Here is a 21,180-nt window from a genome sequence, read left to right as displayed (position 1 = left end):
TATTCCTCTGACCGGTCTTATTCTCCATTAGGCATTCAGGATATGGCTACCTCGGATATGACATTGGATAACGTAAACCAGCCATGAACCGCGCGCTTATGCCACTGTTGGCGATAGAGCAACGCGACCGGGCGATCCGCGAAACGGCGCCTCACACTCATACGACAGGCCAACTAATCGCAAGCCTTGCCGGCCTGCTTTCCGTCAGCACTGACGGCGGCTCATGGGTAGTGCCGGCTACCCATGCCATTTGGATACCTCCCCGTGTCGCACACGCGATGATGTCACATGGCGCTTTTGCAGGAGCGATGGTCTATATCGCGGAGCAAGAGTGCGGGATCCTGCATCAAATGCCATGCACATTTAGGGTCAGCAGTTTGCTGCGCGAAGCGGTAAGCCGCGCTGCGTCGTGGGGACAACCCCCCCGCAACGAAATGGAGTCGCGGGTTGCAGCAGTCATCTTGGATGAAATTGCTACCTCACCCGCTGAACCCATCGGTCTGACGCACCCCAATGACCCGCGCTTGAGGCGTATCACCGATGCGATACTTGCTCAGCTTGATGACAATAGATCACTTGAGGATTGGGCTGCTTGGTCAGGTATGGCACCTAGAACACTTGCCCGGCGTCTGGTCGCTGAAACCGGTTTTAGTTTTTCTGAATGGCGACAACGTGCACGCACGTTGCGCGCTATTCAACTATTGGTCGAGGGGATGTCAGTGACGACAACGGCGATTGAGCTTGGCTACGAAAATATTAGTGCTTTCATTGCCATGTTCCGTCGGATAATGGGTGTTACGCCAGGACAATATGTGCGAGCGCAGACACTGATTAGCAAAGAGGCAATTTCTAGATCAAGTTGATGGGTGTACGCGAAGTCCATGCTTCGCCTAATTGTGCGGCGCCAAGTGCTAAGGTGCTTTTGTAGAGAGCGCTGCGCGCACCACGCGATAGCCTTGCGTACGCCGCAATGATGTCCATTGGGAAAAGAGAACAGATTTATTTCTCTGTTCTAAACGTCCGCTTCTGGCCGATTACTGCCGCTCGTGACGGGCAGCTATCGGCCAAGAGCCGCCAGTCGACGTTCCTTAAATAAGCGCTAAGCAGGGTAAATTTCGCGATGAAAAGCGGGATAGCTCATACGAAAATTAATGCGCTGCTAGGGGCTAGCACCTATACGTGAGGCCGAGCGCGCAGGGTTCTGGGATCGGCTCGGTTGTACTCGCACAGATTTTCGAAGCAGCGGATGCAGCTGCACTGCCGATCACAGTAGGTGCCCTCAAAGAAAGTGCCTCGAACCGTTTTACATCCGCCATGGCTTCGTGTTCGTCGAAAGCAGTAAATTCGACGACCGTCAGCACCTTACGCCGCGCTGTGCACCTTGCCAGCCAGGTGAAATGATTTGAATCCAGCGCCCGCCTTCTAGACAATCCCCGCCTTTGGCTCGAAAGGATGCGTGCGATGAAGTTCGAAGGGACTTTCCAATACATGGGCAATCACGGGATCGTGTTCAACGTCTCGCAGATCACCCTCACTGACAGCGAACGCGGGCGGCTGCGCGAGCTGCATTTTGGTGAGGCGAAGAGCGCGCACTACGAGGTCAACCGCAAGGTCGTCGAGGTGTACGACAAGATGCTGGCCAAGAACCTGCCGTGCCTGATGATGATCGGCATCTCCAAGCCGCTGACCCGGCAGCAGGGCGATGTGCTCAACGCCCAGCGCACCAGAATCGCCAACCTGGCGGCCTCGGCGTTCGCGGGCGCCACCTCTTACGTTGCCTCCCCCTACGTGGGGGCCCCCGTCGGCGCCGGTGTGCGCATGTACGTGAATGAAACCCTGCCCACCTATCATGCAGGCGACATACTGGTGAGCATCGAGGCGCAGGTGAACGGCGGTATCGGCCCGCAACGTACCGCCTCGACACTGATCATCAAGACCTGACGGGAGAAACCCATGTCTGACATTACCCAACTGGTCGCTGCTCTGGTGCTGTTCTTTCTGCTAGATCGGTTTCTTAAGTCGTACCCGCTTCGCAAGTGGTTAGGGGTACTGCTGGTGGCGATGGGGGCGGTCGGCTGCGTTGCGGCGAGCCACATCCGCTTGCTTGGATTTGACCTGGGGTTGCTGTCGATCTTTGCCGTTGCACTGGGGGTGGGGTTGTTCCTAAAGCGGCGGCGGTTCGAACAGATGGGTTGAAGGTGGCAGGGGTTCTCCGCGGTTTAGTGCTCCAATGCCTGTCATACAGGAAGCAGCGGCGCAAACATTTGTTGTGATGCTTACGGCAGCGCTCTCTCTGCGACAGCCCTCCAGCGCCCAACACATGATCGTTCCCAAGCACCGCGTGGGAACGATCAGCATGGCGTTACGCCGTGGCGTGTGCTCCATCCACAACGACGTTATACGGCGCTTGCTCACGATCCCGCAGGCCGTAGTCACGAATGACCGAAGTCACGCGAACGCGGTAATCGTCGAAGATCTTGTCGCGCCCGGCGCGTTGTGCAGACAGGTGCGCGGTGACGTTGCGCCACTGCACCACGGCTTCCTCATCGCGCCAGGTGGTCACCGACATCACCTTCTTGGGGTTCAGCGTACTCTGAAAACACTCGACGGAGATAAACCCGTCCATGGGTTCCAGCAACGGGGTCAGCTTATTGACCAGGTCCACATAGGTCTCGCCCTGACCGGGCAGTGCCTGCAATTCGAATAACACGACGATCATGTTTGACTCCTCATCCTTGACGGTTTTTTTCAGGTGGTCTTAAACGGCGGCGGTTGCCCGCCGCCAGTGGGTTAACGGGGGCCCAGGTTGTTCAGCCAGGCGCGCATCACGTTGCCAGCGGCGCGGGTCAGGCGATCGCCCAGGCCAGCGGCCGTGGCGCGCAGTGCGACGACGTCGATGCCGGCGTGGGCGAGTTCGCTGGCGTGGCCAACCAGCCACTGTTCGATGTGGGGGGTGTTGGCTTCGAGATGAAACTGCAGGCCCAGAATCGTGCGGCCCACGGCAAACGCCTGGTGGGCGCCCACTGGTGTGCTGGCCAGCAATACGGCACCGTCGGGCACATCGAACTGGTCGCCGTGCCAGTGCAACACGGGCGTGTCCATCAGCGCGGCGAGCGGTGAGTCCTGGCCGGCCGGAGTCAAGGTCAACGCGGAAAAACCGATCTCCTTGACGCCCATCGGGTAGACCTTGGCATGCATGGCGCGGGCGATCAGCTGTGCGCCCAGGCAGATGCCCAACAACGGTTTGCCGGACGCCACGCGCTGGCGCACCAGCTCCAGTTCGTCGTGCAGAAACGGGTACAGGTCCTCGTCATACGCGCCAATCGGGCCGCCGAGCACAATCAGCAAGTCGGCCTGCAGCACCTGCTCCCTGTAGATGGTGTCCACAGTGGGGTCGAGGTAAATCAGGGTGTAGCCTTCATCGGCCAGCACCACATCCAGGGTGCCCACGTCTTCAAAATGAATGTGGCGCAGTGCAATAGCAGTTTTCATGGAAACACTCAGCGGTTGAAATAAGGGCCTGACGGTTTATGCAGTGGGGTTGAGGTCGACCTTGATCGTCCCCGATTGCGGGAAGGTGCAGCAGGCCAACGCAAAGCCTTCGCCCTTGTCCTTATCGGTCAGGCAAAAGTCGGGCTCGAGGGTGTATTCGCCCTCGGACAATTTGATCCGACAGTGGCCGCAGATCCCGGCGCGGCACAGGCTGCGCACTGCAATGCCGCTGGATTCGAGCATCTCCAGCAGGCTCTTGCCGGCGGGCAGTTCCAGCAACTCGTCGGTGTGGCTGATGTGCAGGCGCAGCGCATCGCTGGTCGCAGGTTGCGCCTGCGCGACCCTGACCGGCGGGGTGAAGGATTCGATCAGCAATTGGCTGTCCGGAAACAGCGCCAGCGTCTGGTCGCGCAAGCCTTGGGCAAAACGATGACTGCCGCAGATCACCACCGTGTCCGGGTTACCCAGCAGGTTCAGGTCGGCGGCGGTGGGGCGGCCGGCCCTGAAATGGCCGTTGCTGCGCACCGCTTCGCGGGTAATGAAGACCTGCAGCGAAAACCAGCGGGTGTTCAGTTCCAGGTCCAGCAACTCATGCAGGAAGGGAATGTCGGCCACCGTCGGCACACATAACAGCAGGCTTACCTCGGGCACCGCCAGGCCGCGTCGTGCGCGTTCCAGCAGGCCGCGCAGCAAGGCGATTGGCAAGGTGATGCCGATGCCGCCAGCGAGCATGCCGACGTGCTTGCAGCCGATGATCGACCCCAGGCTGATGTCCCCGGCCACAAACTCCACCGCGACCTGCGAGCCCTCCTGCAAGGTAGCGTGCAACTGGTCCGAGACCCCGCCATGGCCTTCGCGCTTGACCGCAATCTCGAACCCGTCGGCGCCTTGCCTGCGAGTGATCGAATACAGCCGTTGCTGCGGCGTGCCCGTAGTGTCCGGAAAGCGCAGCGCCACGTGCTTGCCGGGTTCCAGGCGGTCAAGGAACTCGGCGTGGGCGCCCACGGCGCGCAGGCTGAAGACGTTGATCGCAGCGGTTTCAATGGTCACGCGTTCGCAACGGGCCTGCAGTGGGGTCATGGCGTTCATGCGCGGGCCTTCTCGCTCAAGGTTTCGATGGCGTGTTCGGCGCTGCTCAGGCCTTTGTCGGTCAGGCCGATACGGTCGATCAGGGCCTGGAGCGAGTCGGTGTATACGCTGATTTCGTTGTTGTCGCCCACGTCATGCAGGATCTCGCTGGCATGCGGCATCTGCAGTATCGAGAACACCTTGGCCCATGCGCCCATTTCGTTGTTGGCGAACATCTGCACGGTGCGCAGGATGATTGAGCGCAGGTACTCGCGCTCGGTGCGGCTCAGGCCATGAACGATGTCGGAGGCGACGAAACTGAACACGCTGGAATGGCTCCATTCATCGATGGCGTGGGTGCGTGTGACCTCGTGGCACACCGCCTGGATGCTGGTGTCTTCGGCCATGGTCTTGAGGTAATCGGTGATCAGCGTTTCACTCGCGCACGCCACACCAAAACGGGTCAGGCGGCGCTCCCATTCGGCCGTGCAGTTGGCCAGCAGGGCTTCGCGCCAGGTCACCAGGTTGAACGCGCTGAAATCCAGCGGGGTCAGTTTGCGCATGTCGTAGATGTAGTTACAGGCCATGATCGACATGCGCGTGTGCAGGGCTTCGTCCAGCAGTGCCTGGGACATCACGTCCTGCAGCAGGGCGCGGTTCTGGCTGTGTGGCGGGGTCTTGATGATGTCCTCGCAGGCGGGCACCACCACGTCGCATTCGATGTAGATCGTCTTGAGGTTGTAGATGCCCCACGCGTAGGACAGGCACTTGGATTGCAGGTCCTGCGGTGCTTCGAGCCAGGCCTGGTGATGACGGAACGGCAGCAGCGACAGGCTGAAATCCTGCTTCTTCGGGTCAAAGGCCAGGCCCCAGTAATCCGGTTGCGGATTGTTCACGGCAGCGCGGGTTTTCCAGAGCCCGGACAACTTGGCGAGCATGTTTTGTACCACGTCATCGGTACCACAATTCAAACGGTCCATGTTTTAACTCCAAAGAAAACAGCTATTGGTGTTTGGGTTATGAGTGCAGTCCTTTGCAAACATGACGGGGCCGCAAAAGCGGGTTGCCGCGTAATAAATGCGGGACGTTGCCCTTCAAGTTTGCGCCAAAAAAAGCGGGGGATATTGCTCCAGGTCAGTTGAATTGCGGGTGTAATGCGGGCATTTTCCGGGCTTTGGCCAAGTGCCGTTCCTGCATCAGGGTCAGCGCGACCGTCAGGCCCATAAAGGCAGCACTGGCCCAGAAAATCGAGTTGTGGTGGCCTTGGTCGAGTAGCCAGGCGAACCCGACCGGGCCGAGGGTGCCGCCGATATTGAAGCCGGTGGAGACAATGCCGAAGGTCTTGCCTTCCGCGCCTTTCGGCGACGCTGCGCGCACCAGCATGTCGCGGGACGGCGCGATCACCCCGGTCAGGAATCCCGCTACACCGAGTACCAGCAGCAGTGCCAGCTCGCTCAAGTGCGCCGTGGCGACCAACAGTATCAACCCGCAGGCCAGGGCAAACGCGCTGGCGGCCACCACGCCATGGCGGCGGGTGCGGTCGGCCAGTGCGCCGCCTGCCAGCACGCCAAAGGCGCTGGCAAACAGGAACGCGGTGAGTGCCGAGTTGGCCCAGGTCAAGGCCACGCCCTGGCCTTGCATAAGGGCCGCGACCGAGAATTTTTCAATTGCGCCGGTGCTCAGGTTCAGCAGCACGAATAACAACGTCAGGCTCAGCACCATGGGCGACAGCAACGAGCGCCGACGCGTGTCGAGGGGCGCCGGGTCGGCCGCTGGCGACACATAATTGACTTGGGCCAGTGCCGCGCCAGGTATCGACAACACCGCCAGCGCGACAAACCCTACGCCTGCGGCGGCGGCAAACGCCATGGCCGGCGTGCTCGCCACGGCGATGCTCAACAAAAACACCGGGGCCACGGCGGCGCCGAGGAAGCCGGCGAAGGTGTGCACGGAGAATGCTTTGCCAATGTGGGCAGGGTCAATATGGCGGGACAGCAGGGCATAGTCGGCCGGGTGGTAAACCGCGTTGGCGACGCCGGCCAGCGCCATGCCGATCAGCAAGCAAAGGTAGTTGGGCACGAGTGCAATCAACAGGAAACTGCTACTGCCCACTGCCAGCGCGGCTAACAGAAGGCGCCGTGCGCCGAAACGGTCCACGGCAAATCCCATCGGCGCCTGCACCAGCGCGGTGACGATGTTGAACAGGCTCAGGGCCAGGCCCAACTGCACGTAATCGACGTCGAAAAAAGCCGCGAGGAGGGGAAACAACGCCGCCAGCACCATGATGTGCAGATGACTGACAAAGTGCGCGGCTGCGACCTGCGGCAGCAGTCCGATACGAAAAGACGTCATGGCAGAACCTGTGGAAATGGGGGTGACAAAACCGGCGCAGAGCTTAGTGGGGCGTTGGTCTTGCGGGATAGTCCAATGTTCAAAGGTTCACCAGACCACTTTGCAGCGCTACTGGTCTCGCGCCGTGGCGCCGCGCCGCGCAGTGGTCTGCAACGCTGGCGCAAACTGGTATACCGGCGCGGGCCGTGTGCCGCTAGGGTAGACGCCGTTTGCCAATCGACGTTTTCACAGGGAGTTACCATGCCGCATTTCGCTTATCGAGACGGGCACGCGCTGCCGGTGCTCAGTGGCGTCGCACTGGCCCAGGCGGACGGGGATGTGTGGCGTGCCATCGACGCCGAGCGCCAGCGCCAGATGCAGTCAATCGAGCTGATTGCTGCCGAGAATTTTGTCAGCCGTGCAGTGCTTGAAGCCCAGGGCTCGGTGCTCACCAACAAGCATGCCGAAGGGTATCCGGGGCGCCGTTATTACGCCGGCTGCTGCAACGTCGACGCGGTAGAAGAGCTGGCCAACGAGCGCGCCCGGCGGTTGTTCAACTGTGCCTACGCCAACCTGCAACCCCACTCGGGCAGCCAGGCCAATCAGGCGGTGTTTCTGGCGCTGCTGGCACCGGGCGACAAGATCCTCGGCCTGGACCTCAAGTCCGGCGGGCACCTGTCCCACGGTGCGGCGTTCAATATGTCCGGGCGCTGGTTTCAGGCCCTCAGTTATGGCGTGCATCCGCTGACCCATCGGGTCGACATGGACCAGGTCGAGCAGATGGCCCGCCAGGAACGCCCGCGATTGATCATCGTCGGCGCTTCGGCCTATTCACGGGCGCTGGACTTCGCGCGCTTTCGCGCAATTGCCGACGAAGTCGGGGCCTTCCTGATGGCCGACATTGCCCACGTCGCCGGACTGGTAGCGGGCGGTGCGTACCCGTCGCCGGTGCCGTTCGCCCACGTCACCACCATCAGCACCCACACCACACTGCGCGGGCCGCGCGGCGGGATGATCCTGTGCAACGAGCCGGGCATTGCGCAGAAAATCAATGCGGCGGTGTTTCCCGGCCTGCAAGGCGCGCCGCTGATGCACACGCTGGCGGCCAAGGCAGTGGCGCTCGGCGAAGCCTTGCAACCGGCGTTCAGCACCTACGCGCATGCGGTGATTGCGAACGCCCAGGCCTTGTGCGGGCGTTTGGCCGAAGGCGGGTTGTCGGTGGTCTCGGGCGGCACCGACTGTCACCTTGGCGTGATTGACCTGCGGCCGTGGGGCCTGGTCGGCAATGTCGCCGAACAGGCGCTGGAAGCGATCGGGATTACCGTGAACAAAAATATCGTGCCGGGCGACGAGGTCAAACCCAGTGTCACCTCCGGCATTCGCATCGGCAGCGCGGCCTGCACGTCGCGGGGCATGGGCGTGGATGAATTTCGCGAGATCGGCGACATGATCCTCGCCATGCTCGGCGGCGTGCGCAGCGGCGCCCTCGACAGTCGCACCGAGCGCTCGATTCGCGAAGGCATCGGCGAACTGACCAAGCGTTTCAAGCTGCCTTACTGAGCGGCTGCCTCTAGATTTTCAGCGCATTGGCCAGGCGCAGCATGGCGGCTTCGATTTCATACGCGGTCAACGACGAGTAGCCCAGCAGCCAGCCGTATTGCTGCGGTTCGCCTGCGTACAGCTTGCTGAGTCCGGACAATTGCACGCCGGCGGTGGCCGCCTGGCGGATGGTTTTTTCTTCGCTCCAGCCCGCTTTCAGCAGACAGGGAATCTGCAACCCGCCCGGCGGCAACTGGGCGGTGACGACCTCGCCCAGGTACTTGCCAATGGCGTCATGCATGATCGAGCGGCGCCCGGCATAGAGCTTGCGCATGGCCCGCACGTGGGCGTTGTAATGGCCGTCTTCCATAAACCGCGCCAGGGTCAGTTGCAGCACTTGCGGCGTATGCCCGTCCATCATGCTGCGTGCGTAGGCAAAGGGCTTGACCAGTTCGTGGGGCAGCACCATGTAGCCCATGCGCAAGCCGGGGTAGAGCGTCTTGCTGAACGTGCCGATGTAGAGCGTGCGCTGATACTTGTCCAGACCCTGCACGCAGGCGGTGGGTTGTCCGTCGTAATGGAACTCGCTGTCGTAGTCGTCCTCGATCAGCCACTTGCTTTTTTCCGCTGCCCAGTTGATCAACTCAAGGCGCCGTTCCAGCGGCAGCGTCACGCCGGTGGGGTATTGGTGCGACGGTGTGACGTACACGCAGTTGGCGCCGCTGCGGTCGGCGTACAACAGGTCGGTGCGGATGCCGCGTTCATCGACATCGATGGGCAGCACCTTGGCTTCAGCGATCTCGAAGGCTTTGCGTGCGCCGTAATAGCCAGGGTTTTCCAGCAGGATCGGCTTGCCGGCATCCACCAGCAGCTGCGCGCAGAGGTACAAGGCCTGGCGCGTGCTGCTCAGCACCAGCACCTGATCGGGCGAACACTTGGCCCCGCGCTCTAGGTTCAGGTAGGTGGCAATCGCCTTGCGCAGCGGCTCGGCGCCTTGCGGGTCGCCGTGCAAGAGCACGTTGGCGCGATAGTCCTTCATCACCTGGCGTTGCAGGCGTTCCCAGACATCCGTGGGGAAACTGCGGGTTTCCGGCAAACCGGTGGCGAAGGCCTTGATGACTTGCTGGTCGCTGACGCCGCCCGTTTCGAAGATCATCCGCCCTCGCTGGCTCAGCTCGGCGCCGGGTGCGGCGGCGTTGCTGCGCACTTCCTGGGCCTTGATGCGCCGGCGTGTGGCGCCGCGCAATTCGACGCCGACCGTGTCGCAGACGTAACTGCCAGCACCCTCGCGGCGTACGATAAACCCGTCCCGATGCAACTGCACGTAGGCGTTCTCGACGGTGTCGCGGGCGCACCCCAGTGACGTTGCCAAGACCCGTGTGGCAGGCAGTTTCAGGCCGGGGCCGAGGGCGCCGTCGAGGATCAGTGCGCGCAACGCCCGCTGGATGCGCTGGTGCAAGTCCAGCAGCTGAAACTCCACGTCGTTGAGGCGCATTTTCAGGGTTTCGAGCTCGAAGGTTTTTGCCATGCGGTCTGCTCCGTCCTTTGGAATTGGCCTGTAATGGCAGGCCAGTCTATCCGTAGAATCCAGCCCTCGCCAGCCCGGCCCCGGCGCGTGGCAAGCCCGCACGATGCGAGTGTTCTTGAACAGGAGTTACGCGACGATGGCCAGATCCCACAACTTCAGCGCCGGCCCCACGGCGGTGCCGCTGGAAGTGCTCACCCAGGCACACGAAGAATTTTTTGATTTTGCCGGCACCGGTATGTCGGTGATGGAGATCAGCCATCGCTCCCGCGTGTTCATGGACGTTGCCCGCCAGGCGGAGCAGGACCTGCGCAACATTCTCGGCGTGCCGGACGCATACAAAGTGTTGTTTTTGCAAGGCGGCGCCTCGCTGCAGTTCGCCCAGGTGCCGATGAACCTGTTGGGCGACAAAGGCACGGCGGACTACCTGCACACCGGCCTCTGGTCGGGTAAGGCGATTGAAGCGGCGCGGCGTTATTGCGATGTGCGAATCGCGGCCAGTGCCCGCGCAACCGGCTTCGACCGCGTGCCTGACGCAGCGAGCTGGCACCTCAATCCTGACGCCGCCTACCTGCATTACACCGAGAATGAGACGGTCCACGGCGTGCAATTCATCGCCCCGCCCGACAGCGCCGCGCCGCTGGTGTGTGATGCCTGTTCAAGCCTTTTGTCCAAGCCGATGGACGTCGCCCGGCACGACCTGGTGTATGCCGCCGCGCAGAAAAACATGGGGGTGGCCGGGTTGACGGTGGTCATCGTCGACCCCGCATTACTGGAACGCTCCCATGCCTTCACTCCGGACATTCTCAACTACGCCCACATCAGCGATGCGCAGTCGATGCTCAATACCCCGGCGACGTTTCCCTGGTACCTCACCGGCCTGACGCTCAAGTGGATCAAGCACAACGGCGGCCTGCCGGCCTTGCATGAGCGTAACCAGGCCAAGGCGCACCGGCTCTATCGCGCCATCGACGAGAGCGGCGGGTTCTACCGCAATCGGGTGCAGCCGGCGTACCGCTCGATCAACAACGTGCCGTTCGTGCTGGCGGATTCGACGCTGGAGAAGACCTTCTTGCGCCGCGCCGAAGCCGCCGGCCTTAACGGCTTGAAAGGCCACGCCAGTGTCGGCGGCCTGCGCGCCAGCCTCTACAACGCCGTCTCGTTAACCGCAGTCGAGGCGCTGACTGACTTTATGGCTGACTTCGCACGCGCACATGGGTAACCGCTCCTGCGCGAAAAGTGGTCTGGTCTGCTGCGCACAAGCGTAGGGGCAAACCCCACCATTCAACGGCTATAAATGACCGCCTGGCCACGGCCTGATCCATTGTCCAGCAAGGAGCCAAGACTTATGCCCTCTACTCAATCCCAGTCGTCCCTGCGTCTGCGGGATGTGCTGCACCCGGTGGTTGCCGGGCTGATTTCGGTGATCGTCAATTACGGCGGCACCTTCATTCTAGTGTTCCAGGCCGCCAAGGTTGCCGGCCTCAGCCCTGAGCTGACGGCGTCGTGGGTCTGGTCGGTGTCGATTGGCGTCGGTGTGACAGGGTTGTTCCTCAGTTGGGTGAGCCGCGAGCCGATCATCACCGCCTGGTCGACCCCGGCGGCGGCGTTCTTGATCGTTGCCCTGGCGACCACGCCCTACGCCGAGGCGATTGGTGCGTATTTGATTTCAGCGGCGGCGTTCGTGCTGCTGGGGGTATCCGGCTATTTTGAAAGGGCTGTGCGCCTGATCCCGCCTGGCGTTGCGGCGGGCCTGCTGGGCGGCATTCTCTTGCAGTTCGGCATCGGTGCATTCGCGAGCATGACGGTCGACCCGCTGTTGGTGGGGCTGCTCATCGGCGCCTACATCGTGTTCAAACGCTTGAGCGCACGCTACGCGGTGGTCGGCATTCTGGTACTGGGGCTGGGCTTTTTGCTGATGCAGGGGCGAGTGGATTTTTCCGGACTGGCGCTGGCGTTCGCCACACCGGTATTCACGCGGCCCGAGTTCTCGCTCAATGCGTTGCTGAGCGTGGCGTTGCCGCTTTTTTTGATTACCCTCACGGGGCAGTACATGCCGGGCATGCTGGTGCTGCGCAATGACGGCTTCAAGACCAGCGCCAACCCGATTCTCAGCGTGACCGGGCTGGGTTCGTTGCTGATGGCGCCGTTCGGCTCCCATGCGTTCAATATCGCGGCAATCACGGCGGCGATCTGCACCGGCAAGGAAGCGTCCGAAGACCCTTCCAAACGCTGGATCGCCGGGGTAGCGGCAGGGGTGTTCTACATCCTGGTGGGGATTTTTGGCGTAACCCTGGCGGCGGTGTTCATGGCCTTTCCGGCGACGTTCATTACCACCCTGGCCGGGCTGGCGCTGCTCGGCACCATCGGCGGCAGCCTGGCCAATGCCATGGCGGACGTCAAATCCCGTGAAGCCTCGCTGATCACCTTTCTGGCGTGCGCCGCCAACATCACCTTGCTTGGCATTGGCGGCGCGTTCTGGGGCTTGCTCATCGGCCTCGCGGCGTATGCGGTACTCAATGGGCAACTGCCACGTCGTGAAAAAAACACTGCGGTGACCACCAAGGGAGCGACCCGCTGATGACTGGGCAAGCCGAACACCTCACCACGCTCCACGCCGACCATGGTCGCTATCCGCAGGCGGTCAGCGTCGAGGACTTTCGTCGCAATCTTGCCGCTGTGCAGCAACGCATCATTGATGCCTGCCACCGCGTCGGGCGTGACCCGGCCACCGTGCGGTTGCTGCCGGTCAGCAAGACCTTCGACGAAGCCCATCTGCGCCTGGCCTATGCCGCCGGTTGCCGCCTGCTCGGCGAAAACAAGGTGCAGGAGGCCCAGCGCAAGGCGCAAGCCATGAGCGACCTGCACGACCTGCAATGGTCAGTCATCGGCCACCTGCAAACCAACAAGGCCAAGCAGGTTGCGCGTTTTGCCAGCGAATTCCAGGCGCTCGACAGCCTGCGCGTGGCCGAAGTGCTGAACCATCGCCTGCAGCTCGAAGGTCGGCAGATGGATGTGTTCGTGCAGGTCAACACCTCGGGCGAAGCCAGCAAGTACGGCCTGGCTCTCGAGGATGTGGCGGCGTTCATCGCGGCGCTGCCGGCATTCCCGGCGCTACGGGTTCGCGGGCTGATGACCCTGGCGCTGTTTTGCGCCGACGTGGTGCGGGTGCGCCCCTGCTTCGTGCGCTTGCGTGAATTGCGCGACCGCTTGCTCGCGCAGGTGCCCGAGGGCGTGTCGCTGCAGGAGTTGTCGATGGGTATGTCGGGCGACTTTGAAATTGCCATTGAAGAGGGTGCAACCGTGGTACGCGTCGGCCAAGCCATCTTCGGTGCCCGCGCCATGCCAGATGCCTATTACTGGCCCACGGCCGACGCCAGACCGCGCAACGACGACGAGTTGCCGGCGCTCGCCCCTTAACGTTGATTGATCTCTATAGGAGGCCTGCAATGTCCGCAGCACCCGCTTACCTGATGCACACCTCGTCCCGTCAGCCGGTCTCGTTCAGCCGAGGCCTGGGCGCTCGCCTGTGGGACACCGACGGCGTTGAATACCTGGATGCCATCGCCGGCGTGGCCGTGACGAGCCTGGGGCATGCCAACCCGGAAATTGCCACCGCCATCGCCGAGCAGTCCACGCAGTTGCTGCACACCACCAACATGTTTCGCATCCCGTGGCAGGAGCAACTGGGCGAGCGGTTGTGCCTGTTGTCCGGCATGGAGCGCGCGTTTTTCTGCAACTCCGGCGCCGAGGCCAATGAAGCCGCGCTGAAGCTGGCGCGGTTGCACGCCCATGCCCGAGGCGTGGCCCAGCCGCAGGTGCTGGTGATGGACAACAGCTTCCACGGGCGCACTCTCGCCACGCTGGCGGCCACCGGCAACCCGGCGGTGCACGCCGGTTTCGAACCGTTGATGCCCGGCTTTGTGCGCGTGCCGTACAACGACATCGAGGCGATTCGGGCGGTTGCGGCGCAGTCACCCAACATCGTTGCCGTGCTGGTCGAACCGGTGCAGGGCGAGGGTGGGGTGCATGCGGCGTTCGCGGGCTACCTGCAAGGGTTGCGCGCCCTGTGCGATGAACACGACTGGCTGATGATGATTGATGAAGTGCAAACCGGCATGGGCCGCACCGGCGCCTGGTTTGGCTTTCAACACGCGGGCATCGAGCCGGATGTCATCACCCTGGCCAAGGCACTTGGCAACGGCTACCCGATAGGCGCATGCCTGGCGCGGGGCAAGGCCGCCGAGCTGTTTTCCCCCGGTCACCATGCGTCCACGTTTGGCGGTAACCCGCTGGCCTGCCGCGTGGGGTGCACGGTGCTGGACATCATGCAGCGTGAGCACCTGCCACAACGCGCCGCCGCCAGCGGCCGACGCCTGCTGGCCGCGCTCAAGCTGGCGCTGGGCAACCATCCCGAGGTGGTGGCCATTCGTGGTATCGGCTTGATGGTCGGCGTCGAACTCAACCGCCCGTGCGGCGAGCTGGTCGACCGCGCCCGTGAAGAACAACGCCTGCTGATCACCGTCACCCGTGGCACCACCATGCGCCTGTTGCCCGCACTGATCTGCGATGACACACAGATCGACGAGATCGCCGCACGTGTCATTCGCCTGCTGTCGCCCGCTGTTTGAATTTGTTAACCAAGGACGCCCCCACCATGTATGACTCAACGCTCACCCTGGATGCTTTCGACCCTGAACTGCGTGAGGCGATTCATAACGAAGCGCATCGCCAGGAAGACCACATTGAGCTGATCGCGTCGGAGAACTACGCCAGCCCGCTGGTCATGCAGACCCAGAGCACGGTACTCACCAACAAGTACGCCGAGGGCTATCCCGGCAAGCGCTACTACAGTGGTTGTGAATACGTCGATGTAGCCGAGCGGCTGGCGATTGAGCGGGTCAAGACCCTGTTCAACTGCGACTACGCCAACGTGCAGCCTCACGCGGGTGCGCAGGCCAACGCGGCGGTGTTCCTCGCGTTGATCAACCCCGGTGACACGGTGATGGGCATGAACCTGGCCCAGGGCGGCCACCTGACCCACGGTAACCCGGCGAACTTTTCGGGCCGGCATTACAAGATCGTGCCCTACGGGCTGGACCCGAAAACCGGTTTTCTCGACTACGACGAGATGGAACGAATTGCCCTGCAGACGCGCCCGAAAATGTTGATCGGCGGCTTCTCGGCGTACTCGCGCTACAAGGACTGGGCACGCATGCGCACCATCGCCGACAAGGTCGGCGCCATATTCTGGGTCGACATGGCCCACGTCGCCGGGTTGGTCGCCGCCGGCGAATACCCGGACCCGCTGCCCCATGCGCATGTGGTCACCAGCACCACGCACAAAACCCTGCGCGGCCCACGGGGCGGTTTGATTCTGTCGAAGGGCCAGGACGAAGCCTTCTACAAAAAACTCGATTCGGCAGTGTTTCCCGGCGTGCAGGGCGGCCCGCTTATGCACCAGATTGCAGCCAAGGCCGTAGCGTTCAAGGAAGCGCTGACGCCTGAGTTCCGCGTCTACCAGGCCCAAGTGGTGATCAACGCCCGCGCCATGGCGGCGGTGCTGCAAAAGCGCGGCTACAAGATCGTCTCGGGCGGAACCGACAACCACATGATGCTGATCGACCTGTCCGACAAGCCCTACACCGGCAAGGACGCCGATGCGGCATTGAGCAGCGCCTACATTACCGCGAATAAAAACTCGGTGCCGAATGACCCACGCTCACCCTTCGTGACCTCCGGCCTGCGCATCGGCAGCCCGGCGGTGACGACGCGGGGCTTCGGTGTCGAGGCCTGCGAGCAAGTGGCAGGGTGGTTGTGCGACGTACTCGACGCCCTGGAATATGGCGACAGTGACAAGGTCGGCCACCACGTGCGCGAACAGGTTGTCGCACTGTGCCGGCGTTATCCGGTTTATCGCTGAATGGGTTTGGGGGGGGCCGTGTGGACGGCCCCTGATTCACGCCTTTACCCGAAAAGGACGCTCATGCAGCCTGCTTCCAGCGTTATCAGGCGTTCGATCTGGGGGCGTGGGGGCGTCGTGATGATCTGCCGAAGACTGATCCCGGTGAGCCCGAAAGTCACAGCCCAGGGCACGCCCCAAAAAATGATCTCGATTTGCTGGCTCACCGGGTCCTGCCGCTTCAACTGCGTGTTGGAAGTGGAATCAACTTTTCATGTGATCGTAATGGCGGGTGGTCAGGGTTACATCGTGCACGTTCGTAACGGACTGCTCTTAAAGCACTTCGGTGGTGATATTGAGAATTTGATCCGCATCCCGGAGCTGCGTAGCACCCTCGTTTCACATGGGCTGTGGCTTAGGCTTTTCAAAGGAGAGGCTGAGGTCTGGTGCACCGAGCGTTTGTCTTTAGATGGGATTAGGAATATCCAAGTCTCGCTCGCGGATGGGTTATTACGGGGGAGGGGTGGTACTCACCCAAAAAAGTAGTCAGGAATGACGGGCAGTAAGCGGCCAAAAAGAGACGGTGGCCATGTGGGCTGTGGGCACGATTTCAGCCCCAATGTAAGCAATGAGGCTAGCGCGCAGCCCCTGCAAATGTGGTGTCCATCGTATGTCGGTCGTATTCCAGCAGGTATGTATGATGCAGACGATACAACTGTGAAAGCAGATTTTTGTTGGGGCCGACCACATCCATACCTCTGTCGTCGTAGGGAAAAACCATAACGTGCCTCTTCAAATTGAAGAGGTATAAAACGCAGTTGGGTTTAGGCTGAATTGCGGCAAAGTCCCTAGCCAAAGCACACCAAAGAAATGCTTGAAGCAGAGTCGCAGGCGCTTCAAATGCGATGTTGATCCAATATTCCGGCTCCCTTTCGCAAAACCATTCCTCCGGATCTATTTCCTCACTCCAGACTGAGCACTCCGTGGGTATGTTAATGCCGGCAGATCGAAGGGCGTGAATCAGGGGCCGATGAGCAAATCGGTTGCTGCCAGAATGAATGCGCAGACAAGCAACAAGCGTCGCGTCCTCAAGAAAGATATCGCTGCAGATCTTTGTTGATTTTCGTAGTGCTGATAGAAATTGCTCAATCACTCCACCAGTTTCAGAGAGCTCAAAACGCAGACCTCCTGGATAGGAATAGAAAAGTGGCCTGTCAAATGCTTTACCCCCAAAGATCCTCTCAATTTCAAGTTGTAGATTCACTTGATCCCTTCATGGCTAATAGCCCGGCTCCATAGTTTGGGCGGTGCAGACGGATATTACTGTATACGTAAAATCTGAGCTAAGCCGCGAGCGTCCGCTTTTGGCCGTTTTCTACCTGTGGCTACTGGTTGAAAACGACCCATAGCGTCCGGTTAGCATTTACTGAAATCGAGCGGCTATTGCCTGTCGCTGCTATGCAATCTGCTGCTAAGCGAATTTGCCGACCGTCGTCAAGCTAGCCCAAGCACACACAGGTTCACGTCGCGAGCGCACTGCCAGCAAGCGTAGAGGTTCGCAAAGTCGTAAACCCCGTACTCCATTTTAATTTACCATTCGCAGGCGTTCCGTTCCGGCGCCGCTCAGCCCACGTCTGCACTCCGAATTTCCAATGGAAGGATCCCGCTTCATGTCCAATACTTTGTTCCGTACACTCGCCTTATCCAGCCTGTTAGTCCTCGCCAGCTGCTCCACTGCAACACCAAGCGTATCGACGCCTGTCACCTCCAAGGCGATCGAAGCCTTCGTCGAAATCTGTCTGAAGACCGCCCCCTCGTTCGCCGGTTCTGCTGAAGCGGCCAAGCGCTTCGGCATCAACGACCTCCAGGACATGGGTTTCACGCGCATCGGCTTCACCGCGGACAAAAACCTCTCCGTGCAACTTTCCGAAAAGGAATGCGTCGTTACCACTCCGAAGCAACCCGACGACAGTCTGACCCGCCAACTGCTGAGCGCCGCGCAGACTTACTCGCAAACGTCGGTAGCAGATCGCGTGCCATCGAAGGTGCGCATCCAGGACAACAACTTTATTCTTCAGCATGATCGCAACGGCGGTGAAGCGTATGTGCTACTGCGGAACAAGTAATTAGCACTTTTACCCCGCGTACGAAAGGGCCCGCAAAGGGGCTTTTCTCGAAGAAGAACAGGGGTCAGACCACTATTATTAATCGTGGTCTGATCCCATTTTCACAGGCGGTTACCTTGGCTAAGCGAGTACGATTTTTCAGCAGAATCGGCCAAGAGCGGTCAGTCGACTGATCAGGTGGAGACGGCCCACAGGCGGACATAACATCAGGAGGATAAATAACGCTCGACTCTCGCTTCCAGCAGCTTGATCAAAGCAGGTGCCATATATTCGTAATCATCCGAAATATTCAGACAGATGATAGGTTTATTGGTCAATGCCGAGGTGAAGCGAGCAGTCAGTTTCTTTCGATGGATTTGCTCCATAACAAAAATGAGATCGGCCCACCCTAGAAGCTCCTGGCTTACAGGCACATCCGCATCGTTATTGACACCAGCCGATGCTGTATCAACTCCCGACCAATCAGCAAAAATTTGCTCGGCGGTCGGACTACGTAGGCGGTTTTTGCCGCAGATGAACAACACATTCAAAGTGGGTTAGCTCCAAACTGTTCCGGAGATTCGAAGCTCAGGTTCGGACACGTTGACATACTCAGAGCGTAGCTTCTGGGAATAAAGGAATGTGTCCGTTCTGGCCGATTATTGCCTGACAACAAGGGCTGCTATCGACGTTCTCTGCCAGTCGCGCGAGATAGAAAGCGATCCAATATAGATAGTCCACGTCGAGCGCAACAAACTGTCGGGATGAATTACTCCCCGGATTGCAAGCGCTCGATAGCTTCGAGAAGCTGGCCGTCGAAGTACTCGGTTTCATCTCGTTCCTGATCTTTCATGTGGCGCTTCGCTTCAATCAGCAAGTGTTCCGTCGCGATATTCTGATTCAAAAAAGTAGCGACCATAAGATCATTCAAACTCTCTAAAGGTGTGTCCCATGCCTCCCTGCAACGCTGAATGATTCCTGTGGGGGTATCGCCACTCCATGGACCTAAAATATCCGACACTGCCAGGGTAGAGGTCATGAGGCTGCCTTTGAGAGAAATTGCAGAGCTGGTAATTTCGCACGCTCGGGAGATTGATGAATAGCGAAATCGGCCAGAAGCAGCCCTCCGATGCGTCTGCAAAACTCGAAGCCATTCCAGCGGCGATTGCGTATATCCAGAATATTTGCGAAAACCTCAGTAGATTGAACGCGGAGAAATGTATCTTCGCGCCACATTGCTATTTGATGGACGGACGTAATGCAGCACCTGGATCACTTATCCTTGCACTTGTTCATTCTGGTCTGTGAAGAGGGCACGATTGCAAGCGCCAGTGAGCGAGCATTTATGGCGCCCTCGGCGGTCAGCAAACGTATTTCCGACATTGAGGCGCGATTTGGTACGGCGCTACTAAAGCGCAGCAAACGCGGGGTTGAACCGACCCCGGCGGGGTTGGCGCTGCTTCGGCATGCTCGGTCTCTGACACGGGCGATGGAGCGGCTCGATAGCGAGCTTGGCGAATACGCTGAAGGCGCCCGAGGGCATGTACGGGTGTTGGCAAACATCTCGTCAATTATGGAGTTTCTACCCGAAGAGCTGTCTGACTTCATGCTTAAGCACCCTGGAATCCAGGCCGACATCGAAGAACGTTTCAGTCCCGATGTGGTACGAGGTGTGGCTGAAGGCAATGCCGATTTGGGCATTTGTCGACGATCAATGGCCATGGGCGATCTGGAGTTTCTACCTTATCGTCGGGATCATCTGGCCGTCGTCGTAGGCTCGAACCATTCCTTGGCCAATCGCCCCCGTATTGCGTTCGCAGAGACCCTGGCCTTTGATCATTTGGGGTTGTCCGCTTTCGCCACGTTGAATAACTTCATGCGTAATGAAGCGACTAAGGACGGACATGAGTTGCGGTTTCGCTCCTATGTTTCGTCGTTCGACGCCGCATTCCGCCTGGTGCAATTCGGCTTGGGACTTGCTGTATTTCCACTGGAGGCCGTGGCGCGGTATGCCCAGTTGTTTGACTTGCGCATTATTCCGCTGACCGACGATTGGGCACTGGGTGAGTTTGTTATCTGTGTGCGTGATCGGGATGCACTGTCGCTGTCCGCACGGCGCTTGCTGGATCATCTGCTTTTGCGCGCAAACACCGGTTGAGCCTTGGGGCTGATTGAATCCATCGCGGTTGACGATGGATCACCGCGTAAATGACGTCTTTTTGCTAAGCCAGCGGCTCTTTAATCTGAAGTTGCGCTTCAGCCTGTGAGAGCTTTTTCATGACAACAATAACAATCAATGAAGTCGGCATGCGTGATGGTTTGCAAAGCCTTCAAACCGTAATGCCTACCTCTGCCAAACGACAATGGATCGATGCCGCCTATGCTGCCGGCATGCGTTATATGGAAGTCGCGTCCTTTGTTCCCGCCAAACTGCTGCCGCAGATGGCCGATGCAAAGGAAGTCGTCGCCCACGCCTTGAGTTTTCCAGATCTGGTCGTAACGGTCCTGGCGCCTAACCTGCGTGGCTGTTGTGATGCGCTGGAATCCGGCGCTCACCGTATCATTGCGCCTGTCTCCGTCAGCGCTGCCCATAGCCTGGCCAATGTGCGGCGTACGCCGCTGGAAATGGTCGAGGAACTGGCGCGGATGTGCGAACTACGGACCCAAATGGGTTTGCACAACGTTCAAATAATCGCCGGGATGTCGGTTGCATTTGGCTGCACCCGCCAGGGCGATGTGCCATTGAGCGACCTCTGCGAATTGACCGGTCGGGTGCTGGAAGCCGGCTGCGATCTGGTTTCGCTTGGCGACACCACCGGCTATGCCAATCCCGGCCAAGTGGTGACCACGTTGCAGGCGGTTCGCGCTATTGCCGGTGACAAACTCCGGGCTGCGCATTTTCATGACACCCGAGGTCTGGCGCTGGCCAACAGCCTGGTGGCGGTGCAGCAAGGCATCACCGAGCTTGATTCTTCCCTGGCAGGGCTGGGTGGTTGCCCGTTCGCGCCGGGCGCGTCCGGCAACACCGTGACCGAAGACCTGGTGTTCATGCTGCAAAGCATGGGCTATGACACCGGCGTTGATCTGCCCGCACTGATCGCTTCAAGGGATCTGCTGCGCGCCGCTTTACCGGACGAAACGCTTTACGGCTGCATTGCCCGCGCTGGCCTTCCACTCAATTACACGCCAGTCGCCAACCGCGCTTGAGCCTGCTTGAT

General features: G+C 60.2%; 22 protein-coding genes and 1 pseudogene. 14 read left to right on the top strand and 9 right to left on the bottom strand.

Annotation, left to right across the window (positions count from 1 at the left end; all coding sequences use genetic code 11):
* The first annotated feature begins 83 nt into the window (after positions 1 to 83).
* From HU722_RS19755 to HU722_RS19745, 4 genes and pseudogenes are all read left to right on the top strand, one after another.
* Complete coding sequence (locus HU722_RS19755; protein WP_225930642.1) at positions 84 to 863, top strand: AraC family transcriptional regulator; 780 nt, start codon at positions 84 to 86, stop codon at positions 861 to 863.
* Between the two features lie 307 nt (positions 864 to 1,170).
* Positions 1,171 to 1,406: pseudogene (locus HU722_RS28910) on the top strand (GNAT family N-acetyltransferase); the annotation flags it as partial.
* Positions 1,407 to 1,461: 55 nt separating this feature from the next.
* Positions 1,462 to 1,941 carry a hypothetical protein gene (locus HU722_RS19750; RefSeq protein WP_065874198.1) on the top strand — a complete coding sequence of 160 codons (480 nt, stop codon included), beginning with the start codon at positions 1,462 to 1,464 and terminating at the stop codon, positions 1,939 to 1,941.
* A gap of 12 nt (positions 1,942 to 1,953) precedes the next feature.
* Positions 1,954 to 2,196 (top strand): hypothetical protein, encoded by a 243-nt coding sequence (locus HU722_RS19745; protein ID WP_065874196.1) that lies wholly within the window; start codon positions 1,954 to 1,956, stop codon positions 2,194 to 2,196.
* Positions 2,197 to 2,362: 166 nt separating this feature from the next.
* On the opposite strand, the gene HU722_RS19740 is transcribed toward HU722_RS19745, so the two are convergent.
* From HU722_RS19740 to HU722_RS19720, 5 genes are all read right to left on the bottom strand, one after another.
* Entirely contained in the window at positions 2,363 to 2,719 is a 357-nt protein-coding gene (locus HU722_RS19740; protein ID WP_065880860.1) for an antibiotic biosynthesis monooxygenase family protein, read from the bottom strand.
* A gap of 71 nt (positions 2,720 to 2,790) precedes the next feature.
* Positions 2,791 to 3,492 carry a glutamine amidotransferase gene (locus HU722_RS19735; protein WP_065874192.1) on the bottom strand — a complete coding sequence of 234 codons (702 nt, stop codon included), beginning with the start codon at positions 3,490 to 3,492 and terminating at the stop codon, positions 2,791 to 2,793.
* A gap of 36 nt (positions 3,493 to 3,528) precedes the next feature.
* The gene (locus tag HU722_RS19730; RefSeq protein ID WP_065880861.1) at positions 3,529 to 4,581 is read right to left on the bottom strand and encodes a 2Fe-2S iron-sulfur cluster-binding protein; all 1,053 of its coding nucleotides are present in this window, start codon (positions 4,579 to 4,581) and stop codon (positions 3,529 to 3,531) included.
* Positions 4,578 to 5,540, bottom strand: coding sequence for an AurF N-oxygenase family protein (locus HU722_RS19725; protein ID WP_065890590.1), 963 nt, complete (start codon positions 5,538 to 5,540; stop codon positions 4,578 to 4,580). The genes HU722_RS19730 and HU722_RS19725 overlap by 4 nt, the downstream gene beginning before the upstream one ends.
* A gap of 154 nt (positions 5,541 to 5,694) precedes the next feature.
* Entirely contained in the window at positions 5,695 to 6,912 is a 1,218-nt protein-coding gene (locus HU722_RS19720; protein ID WP_065874185.1) for an MFS transporter, read from the bottom strand.
* A 240-nt stretch (positions 6,913 to 7,152) separates the two neighbouring features.
* Here HU722_RS19720 and HU722_RS19715 point away from each other — a divergent pair, with 240 nt between their 5' ends.
* Positions 7,153 to 8,451, top strand: a complete 1,299-nt coding sequence (locus tag HU722_RS19715; RefSeq protein ID WP_065874184.1) for a serine hydroxymethyltransferase — start codon at positions 7,153 to 7,155, stop codon at positions 8,449 to 8,451.
* 10 nt (positions 8,452 to 8,461) lie between these two features.
* Here HU722_RS19715 and pdxR read toward each other — a convergent pair whose 3' ends face one another.
* Positions 8,462 to 9,958, bottom strand: a complete 1,497-nt coding sequence (gene pdxR, locus HU722_RS19710) for a MocR-like pyridoxine biosynthesis transcription factor PdxR (protein ID WP_065874182.1) — start codon at positions 9,956 to 9,958, stop codon at positions 8,462 to 8,464.
* 136 nt (positions 9,959 to 10,094) lie between these two features.
* Between pdxR and serC the strand changes: the two genes are divergently transcribed.
* The 6 genes from serC (at position 10,095) to HU722_RS19680 (ending at position 16,403) form a co-directional block, all read left to right on the top strand.
* On the top strand, positions 10,095 to 11,177 hold the full coding sequence (gene serC, locus HU722_RS19705) for a 3-phosphoserine/phosphohydroxythreonine transaminase (protein ID WP_065880864.1): 1,083 nt from the start codon (positions 10,095 to 10,097) through the stop codon (positions 11,175 to 11,177).
* Positions 11,178 to 11,303: 126 nt separating this feature from the next.
* Positions 11,304 to 12,536, top strand: a complete 1,233-nt coding sequence (locus HU722_RS19700; protein WP_065890591.1) for a benzoate/H(+) symporter BenE family transporter — start codon at positions 11,304 to 11,306, stop codon at positions 12,534 to 12,536.
* The gene (locus HU722_RS19695) at positions 12,536 to 13,375 is read left to right on the top strand and encodes a YggS family pyridoxal phosphate-dependent enzyme (RefSeq protein WP_065890592.1); all 840 of its coding nucleotides are present in this window, start codon (positions 12,536 to 12,538) and stop codon (positions 13,373 to 13,375) included. The genes HU722_RS19700 and HU722_RS19695 overlap by 1 nt, the downstream gene beginning before the upstream one ends.
* Positions 13,376 to 13,404: 29 nt before the next feature.
* Positions 13,405 to 14,586: an aspartate aminotransferase family protein gene (locus HU722_RS19690; RefSeq protein WP_065890593.1), complete on the top strand. Its 1,182-nt coding sequence runs from the start codon at positions 13,405 to 13,407 to the stop codon at positions 14,584 to 14,586.
* 26 nt (positions 14,587 to 14,612) lie between these two features.
* A complete protein-coding gene (gene glyA / locus HU722_RS19685) occupies positions 14,613 to 15,878 on the top strand; it encodes a serine hydroxymethyltransferase (RefSeq protein WP_065874173.1) in 1,266 nt (421 codons plus the stop codon).
* 63 nt (positions 15,879 to 15,941) lie between these two features.
* Positions 15,942 to 16,403 carry a hypothetical protein gene (locus HU722_RS19680; RefSeq protein ID WP_225930641.1) on the top strand — a complete coding sequence of 154 codons (462 nt, stop codon included), beginning with the start codon at positions 15,942 to 15,944 and terminating at the stop codon, positions 16,401 to 16,403.
* 88 nt (positions 16,404 to 16,491) lie between these two features.
* On the opposite strand, the gene HU722_RS19675 is transcribed toward HU722_RS19680, so the two are convergent.
* Positions 16,492 to 17,121: a DUF3885 domain-containing protein gene (locus tag HU722_RS19675; protein ID WP_065874167.1), complete on the bottom strand. Its 630-nt coding sequence runs from the start codon at positions 17,119 to 17,121 to the stop codon at positions 16,492 to 16,494.
* 406 nt (positions 17,122 to 17,527) lie between these two features.
* Here HU722_RS19675 and HU722_RS19670 point away from each other — a divergent pair, with 406 nt between their 5' ends.
* On the top strand, positions 17,528 to 17,983 hold the full coding sequence (locus HU722_RS19670; RefSeq protein WP_065890594.1) for a hypothetical protein: 456 nt from the start codon (positions 17,528 to 17,530) through the stop codon (positions 17,981 to 17,983).
* 206 nt (positions 17,984 to 18,189) lie between these two features.
* On the opposite strand, the gene HU722_RS19665 is transcribed toward HU722_RS19670, so the two are convergent.
* Both HU722_RS19665 and HU722_RS19660 read right to left on the bottom strand, forming a co-directional pair.
* A complete protein-coding gene (locus tag HU722_RS19665) occupies positions 18,190 to 18,513 on the bottom strand; it encodes a low molecular weight protein tyrosine phosphatase family protein (protein ID WP_065890595.1) in 324 nt (107 codons plus the stop codon).
* Between the two features lie 218 nt (positions 18,514 to 18,731).
* Positions 18,732 to 19,001 carry a hypothetical protein gene (locus HU722_RS19660; RefSeq protein WP_065946353.1) on the bottom strand — a complete coding sequence of 90 codons (270 nt, stop codon included), beginning with the start codon at positions 18,999 to 19,001 and terminating at the stop codon, positions 18,732 to 18,734.
* Between the two features lie 219 nt (positions 19,002 to 19,220).
* On the opposite strand from HU722_RS19660, the gene HU722_RS19655 reads away from it, so the two are divergent.
* Together HU722_RS19655 and HU722_RS19650 are read left to right on the top strand one after the other, a co-directional pair.
* The gene (locus HU722_RS19655; protein ID WP_065874163.1) at positions 19,221 to 20,120 is read left to right on the top strand and encodes a LysR family transcriptional regulator; all 900 of its coding nucleotides are present in this window, start codon (positions 19,221 to 19,223) and stop codon (positions 20,118 to 20,120) included.
* A 119-nt stretch (positions 20,121 to 20,239) separates the two neighbouring features.
* Positions 20,240 to 21,169 carry a hydroxymethylglutaryl-CoA lyase gene (locus HU722_RS19650; RefSeq protein WP_065890596.1) on the top strand — a complete coding sequence of 310 codons (930 nt, stop codon included), beginning with the start codon at positions 20,240 to 20,242 and terminating at the stop codon, positions 21,167 to 21,169.
* Positions 21,170 to 21,180 lie beyond the last annotated feature (11 nt).

The sequence above is a fragment of the Pseudomonas tritici genome (genome assembly GCF_014268275.3).
Classification (GTDB): Bacteria; Pseudomonadota; Gammaproteobacteria; order Pseudomonadales; family Pseudomonadaceae; genus Aquipseudomonas; species Aquipseudomonas tritici.
The sequence above is the reverse complement of the archived record's forward strand: the minus strand, read 5'-3'. Positions and strand labels throughout refer to the sequence as shown.

Excerpts from the sequence above, each read along its gene's own strand:
- HU722_RS19750 (WP_065874198.1), top strand. The coding sequence starts at position 1,462 with ATGAAGTTCGAAGGGACTTTCCAATACATGGGCAATCACGGGATCGTG.
- HU722_RS19695 (WP_065890592.1), top strand. The coding sequence starts at position 12,536 with ATGACTGGGCAAGCCGAACACCTCACCACGCTCCACGCCGACCATGGT.
- HU722_RS19725 (WP_065890590.1), bottom strand. The coding sequence starts at position 5,540 with ATGGACCGTTTGAATTGTGGTACCGATGACGTGGTACAAAACATGCTC.
- serC (WP_065880864.1), top strand. The coding sequence starts at position 10,095 with ATGGCCAGATCCCACAACTTCAGCGCCGGCCCCACGGCGGTGCCGCTG.
- HU722_RS19715 (WP_065874184.1), top strand. The coding sequence starts at position 7,153 with ATGCCGCATTTCGCTTATCGAGACGGGCACGCGCTGCCGGTGCTCAGT.
- pdxR (WP_065874182.1), bottom strand. The coding sequence starts at position 9,958 with ATGGCAAAAACCTTCGAGCTCGAAACCCTGAAAATGCGCCTCAACGAC.
- glyA (WP_065874173.1), top strand. The coding sequence starts at position 14,613 with ATGTATGACTCAACGCTCACCCTGGATGCTTTCGACCCTGAACTGCGT.
- HU722_RS19740 (WP_065880860.1), bottom strand. The coding sequence starts at position 2,719 with ATGATCGTCGTGTTATTCGAATTGCAGGCACTGCCCGGTCAGGGCGAG.
- HU722_RS19745 (WP_065874196.1), top strand. The coding sequence starts at position 1,954 with ATGTCTGACATTACCCAACTGGTCGCTGCTCTGGTGCTGTTCTTTCTG.
- HU722_RS19735 (WP_065874192.1), bottom strand. The coding sequence starts at position 3,492 with ATGAAAACTGCTATTGCACTGCGCCACATTCATTTTGAAGACGTGGGC.
- HU722_RS19680 (WP_225930641.1), top strand. The coding sequence starts at position 15,942 with ATGCAGCCTGCTTCCAGCGTTATCAGGCGTTCGATCTGGGGGCGTGGG.
- HU722_RS19650 (WP_065890596.1), top strand. The coding sequence starts at position 20,240 with ATGACAACAATAACAATCAATGAAGTCGGCATGCGTGATGGTTTGCAA.
- HU722_RS19700 (WP_065890591.1), top strand. The coding sequence starts at position 11,304 with ATGCCCTCTACTCAATCCCAGTCGTCCCTGCGTCTGCGGGATGTGCTG.
- HU722_RS19720 (WP_065874185.1), bottom strand. The coding sequence starts at position 6,912 with ATGACGTCTTTTCGTATCGGACTGCTGCCGCAGGTCGCAGCCGCGCAC.
- HU722_RS19730 (WP_065880861.1), bottom strand. The coding sequence starts at position 4,581 with ATGAACGCCATGACCCCACTGCAGGCCCGTTGCGAACGCGTGACCATT.
- HU722_RS19690 (WP_065890593.1), top strand. The coding sequence starts at position 13,405 with ATGTCCGCAGCACCCGCTTACCTGATGCACACCTCGTCCCGTCAGCCG.
- HU722_RS19670 (WP_065890594.1), top strand. The coding sequence starts at position 17,528 with ATGTCCAATACTTTGTTCCGTACACTCGCCTTATCCAGCCTGTTAGTC.
- HU722_RS19660 (WP_065946353.1), bottom strand. The coding sequence starts at position 19,001 with ATGACCTCTACCCTGGCAGTGTCGGATATTTTAGGTCCATGGAGTGGC.
- HU722_RS19755 (WP_225930642.1), top strand. The coding sequence starts at position 84 with ATGAACCGCGCGCTTATGCCACTGTTGGCGATAGAGCAACGCGACCGG.
- HU722_RS19655 (WP_065874163.1), top strand. The coding sequence starts at position 19,221 with ATGCAGCACCTGGATCACTTATCCTTGCACTTGTTCATTCTGGTCTGT.